The organism is Belnapia sp., from assembly GCF_059504005.1.
Genome location: NZ_JCACHU010000084.1, coordinates 1 through 4,638, shown reverse-complemented (window position 1 = coordinate 4,638; position 4,638 = coordinate 1). Strand labels below are relative to the sequence as shown.

At 64.8% G+C, this 4,638-nt stretch carries 3 protein-coding genes and 1 pseudogene; 3 read left to right on the top strand and 1 reads right to left on the bottom strand.

Annotation, left to right across the window (positions count from 1 at the left end; translation table 11 throughout):
- Positions 1 to 60: 60 nt before the first annotated feature.
- A complete protein-coding gene (locus tag AC5JJ1_RS12700; protein WP_495785474.1) occupies positions 61 to 1,062 on the top strand; it encodes an IS110 family RNA-guided transposase in 1,002 nt (333 codons plus the stop codon).
- Between the two features lie 454 nt (positions 1,063 to 1,516).
- Here AC5JJ1_RS12700 and AC5JJ1_RS12695 read toward each other — a convergent pair whose 3' ends face one another.
- Positions 1,517 to 2,095 carry a peroxidase-related enzyme gene (locus tag AC5JJ1_RS12695; RefSeq protein WP_495785473.1) on the bottom strand — a complete coding sequence of 193 codons (579 nt, stop codon included), beginning with the start codon at positions 2,093 to 2,095 and terminating at the stop codon, positions 1,517 to 1,519.
- Between the two features lie 539 nt (positions 2,096 to 2,634).
- Here AC5JJ1_RS12695 and AC5JJ1_RS12690 point away from each other — a divergent pair.
- Together AC5JJ1_RS12690 and AC5JJ1_RS12685 are read left to right on the top strand one after the other, a co-directional pair.
- A complete protein-coding gene (locus AC5JJ1_RS12690) occupies positions 2,635 to 4,065 on the top strand; it encodes an 8'-apo-carotenoid 13,14-cleaving dioxygenase (protein WP_495785472.1) in 1,431 nt (476 codons plus the stop codon).
- A 122-nt stretch (positions 4,066 to 4,187) separates the two neighbouring features.
- Positions 4,188 to 4,638 (top strand): annotated as a pseudogene (locus tag AC5JJ1_RS12685) (transposase); the annotation flags it as partial.

The following is a 4,638-nucleotide window of genomic DNA, read 5'->3' as shown; positions in this document are numbered from 1 at the left end:
GCGTGAAGTTGGCCATTCGTCAGATCAGGTCAAGACAATGAGGGCCGCCTCAATAGGACGATCGGCCTCGACCTGGCCAAGAGCGTTTTCCAGGTGCATGCGGTCAATGCGGCAGGCGGGGTGGTGCTGCGGCGGAAGCTCCGCCGGTCAGCCCTGCTGGAGTTCTTCGCGGCCCTGCCGCCCACGCTGGTTGGCATGGAGGCTTGCGGCGGGGCGCACCACTGGGCGCGCGAGCTCACCCGCCTCGGCCACACCGTGCGGCTCATGCCGCCGGCTTACGTGAAACCCTACGTTAAGCGCGGCAAGACCGACGCGGTGGACGCCGAGGCGATCTGCGAGGCGGTGACGCGCCCGACCATGCGCTTTGTGCCGGCCAAGACCGAGGCGCAGCAGGCGAGCCTGGTGGAGCTGAAGGTCCGCGACATGCTGGTGCGCCAGCGCACCCAGACCGTCAACGCATTGCGCTCCCATCTCGCCGAGTACGGCATCGTAGCGGCGCAGGGGCGCAAGCTCGCCGAGCTGATCGCGGTGGTGCGCGATGGCGACGATGCCCGGCTGCCCCACTTGGCACGCGAGGCGCTGGGAGAGCTGGTGGCGCAGATCGAGGCCTTGGAAGGACGCATCGAGCGGCTCGACAGCCGCATGGTCCGCCATGCCCGTGAGGACGAGACGGCTCGGCGGCTGGCCAGCATCCCCGGTATCGGGGCGATCGGTGCGACAGCCCTGGCCGCGCTGGGGCCCAATCCGCACGGTTTCGCCTCGGCGCGGCACTTCGCGGCCTCGCTTGGCCTGACCCCGAAGCCGCACTCGAGCGGCGGCAAGGAGCGCCTGGGCCGGATCTCCCGGCAGGGCAACTCCATGCTGCGCCGGCTACTGGTCCTCGGCGCCACGAGCCGCCTGCGCTATGCCCGGCGCAGCCCGGAGGCCGCGGACTGGGCCACGCGCCTGCTGGCGCGGCGACCCTTCAAGGTCGCGGCTGTGGCGCTGGCCAGCAAGATGGCCCGCATCGCCTGGGCCCTGCTGGCCCGAGGAGGGACCTACACCACAGCCGCGACCGCCTAAGCGGCCGCGTCCGAGCTCGCCGGGCGCCGCGCCCGGCGAGGGGCAAGGTGCTGAAGCGACGATGACAGCGAGAGACCGGTGAGCCGGTGACGAGAGAGGCCGTTTATCGCAGTGCGCCCCCGAAGCGCGTTCACCTGATTGCCCCTCGTTCCGCGCAGCTCATCAGGGCCCGCGGCCAGGCCGGCCGTATCAGAGGCCGCACACATGACCGCACCCGTGCTCTCAATGCCAACGCTGCGGATTCGCCTTGACCCGCAGGGGGCATCCACACATGCGATAAGGACCACTGGGGGCAGGTTAGCTCCACTGCCCGCTGCTCGCTTCTGCCCGGCAGTGCTACAGTTGTATCTGCCCCTGAGCGGACTCTATTGGCAAAGCACCGGCTCAAGACGCCGAGCCGGTCTCCATGGCTCGTCGACGCACTGACGTGATCACGTGGCGTTGCAGCCTCGTCCTATCTGCCCATCGTGTAGAACTCTTCGTTGGGCCGCATGCTGGTGACATTCGCCATACGGTTCGACATGCCGAAGAAGGCGGCGATGGCCGCAATATCCCAGGTGTCCTCCTGATCGAAGCCGTGCTCCGCGAGGGTGGTGAGGTCGTCATCGCCCACCGCATAGGCCTCGAAGGCGACCTTCATCGCGAAGTCCAACATCGCTTTCTGCCGCGGCGTGATGTCCGCTTTGCGGTAGTTGATGGCGACCTGGTCGGCGATCAGCGGGTTCTTCGCTCGGATCCGAAGGATCGCGCCATGCGCGACGACGCAGTACTGGCACTGGTTCGCATTGCTCGTCGCCACCACGATCATCTCGCGCTCGGCCTTGGTGAGGACACCAGGCTTATCCATCAGGGCGTCGTGGTAGGCCATGAAGGCTCGGAACTCGTCGGGCCGGTGCGCCAGCACGAGGAAGACGTTAGGAATAAAGCCGGCCTTCTCCTGCACCGCGAGCAGCCGCTCACGGATGTCCTCCGGCATCTCCTCCAGCGTCGGAACGGGAAAGCGGCTGATCGGGAATTGCGTCTGCGCGGACATGGTGTTGCTCTTGTCTAGAACTGTGAGGTGGGCGGAGCTCAACCGGCGTCCGGGTTGATCGGCACCACAAGCCGGCCGTGCACACCGCCGACGATCATCCAACCGGCCATCGGGGTGACATCAGCCAAGGTGATATATGCGGTGAGCGCGGCAAGGTGAACTGGCTGCCCTGATCAGTATAGAAGATCCCCGACCCCCGAACCGCGCCAAGGCTCCCTCCGGCAGTTGTACGCGTGCGGCGGCACCTTATGGCCGTTTCGTACTATCAACGCACCTGCGACATGAGCTTCCGGGTCAGGCGTGAGGAAACATGCGTTAAATCCGTAGCGTGAGGTCGCAAGCCGTATCGCCGTTCGTTCCTGGGCGGCCACTGCTTCAACAACATGGCAATGTCGCTACTGCGCCTGTTCCAGCGGTCGCTGCAACACGGCCCCGCCCACACAAGGGCGCGATGCGATTAATCCCGGGTGACATACGACAAACCTGGACAGGCGGTTAGCATTCAAGTTCCAGAGCGACGATGCCGGAGACCGCGAGCCATGCCGAATCCTGTTCAATCGGTTGTTCGCGCCGTCGCCCAGGGTACGGTCGAATTGATCGCGGCTTGGAACCGGAAGCGACTGCCGCATACTCAAACTCCGTACGTCGTTGGCATCCACGCGCCGATGCATTCGGAACTGACGCTCTCGGACCTCGCCGTCACCGGGTCGATCCCCGCGGGACTTTGCGGCAGATATCTCAAGATGGGCGCGAACCCGGTCACTCCCAGTTCGGCGGGGCATCACTGGTTCCTGGGCGATGGCATGGTACACGGCATCGCCATTCGAGACGGCAGGGCTTTATGGTATCGCAATCGCTGGATCCGTTCACGCACGGCCGCTGCAGCGCTTGGCCAGACCGCCGCGCCCGGACCGCGACATGGGCGCAACGATACTGTGAACACCAACGTGGTCGACATTGGCGGTCGCACCTTTGCCGTGGTGGAAGCAGGCAGCTTCCCCGTCGAGTTGTCCGAGAGCCTGGAGAAGCAGTGCTACAACCCGTTCGACAGGACGCTCGACGGCTCGTTCACTGGGCACCCTCACCTGGATCCGCTCACCGGTGAGCACCACGCGATTGCTTATGACGGCAGCATCTGGGACACCGTCCGCCACGTCGTAGTCTCGGCGGTTGGCAAAGTGGTCCGCGACGTGCCGATCGCAGTCAAGCACGGTCCCTGCATCCACGATTGCGCCTTCACCGCGCGGTTCGCCATTGTTCTCGACCTGCCCGTCACATTTTCGATGCGTGCCGTGCTTGGCGGTCATCTGTTTCCCTTCCGCTGGAACCCGGCCCACCAAGCCCGCGTGGGCCTTCTGCCGCGGCATGGAGATGCCGCCGACATCATTTGGTGCGATGTAGAGCCGTGCTTCGTCTTCCACGTCGCCAACGCCTTCGATAGCGAAGACGGCCGGGTGACCCTCGACGTCATTACATACGCGACGATGTTCACCTCAGACGCAAGCGGCGTGGACGCGCTAGGCCGGTTCGAGCGCTGGACGGTGGACCCACAGGCGCATTGCGTCGAACGGCGGGTGATCGACACCACGCCGCAGGAATTCCCCCGCATCGACGAACGCCGCTTCGGCCAGAGCTATCGCTACGTCTACACGGTCTCCGTCCCGCCTGACGGCAACCCGCAGCTCACCGGCGCCACGAAGCTCTACAAGCATGATCTGAAGACCGGTTGTCGCCTCGTGCACGAGTTCGGCGACGGCCACCTGCCAGGCGAATTTGTGTTCGTGCCGGCGACCGTTGGCGCGGAGGAGGACGAAGGCTGGCTCGTTGGCTTCGTCATCAACACGGCGGAAGAGACCACCGATCTTGCGATCCTAGATGCGCGATCCTTCAGAGCGGCACCGGTCGCCACAGTCCGGCTGTCGCACAGGATACCACCGGGATTCCACGGAAACTGGTTCCCAGCTCTGTAGCTGCGGCATTGTCAAGTTGTTGAGCCTTGGCCGGAATTGACCCTGTAACCCAGGGCCGGGAAACTGGTCCACCGATTGTGAGAGTTTTCGGGCAGGTTTGCTAATCCCAGGGAGACCTGCCGATGAGGAAGTCCCGTTACACGGGCGAACAGGTGGCATTCGCCCTGAAGCAGGCGGAACTCGGCACGCCGGTGGCCGAGGTCTGTCGCAAGATGGGCGTGTCGGAGGCCACGTTCTTTCGCTGGAAGCAGAAGTTCTGCGGCCTGGGCCCGTCGGAGCTGCGGAAGCTCCGGCAGCTTGAGGGCGAAAATGTGAAGCTCAAGAAGCTCGTAGCCGATGTCAGCCTGGACAAGACCATGCTCCAGGAGGTCCTGGCAAAAAAGCCCCCACGCCTGGTCGCCGGCACGAACTGGTCCGGCACGTGCAGGACCGGTTTGGAGTGAGCGAACGGCGAGGATGTGCGGCGCTGCGCTTCCACCGCTCATCGCAGCGCTACTGCTCCAGCCGCGACGACCAGGAGAGGTGGCTCGGTTTACCGCTACAGCGTTTCGGTTCCGTTAAGTGGCTTTCCTG

Excerpts from the sequence above, each read along its gene's own strand:
- AC5JJ1_RS12690 (WP_495785472.1), top strand. The coding sequence starts at position 2,635 with ATGCCGAATCCTGTTCAATCGGTTGTTCGCGCCGTCGCCCAGGGTACG.
- AC5JJ1_RS12695 (WP_495785473.1), bottom strand. The coding sequence starts at position 2,095 with ATGTCCGCGCAGACGCAATTCCCGATCAGCCGCTTTCCCGTTCCGACG.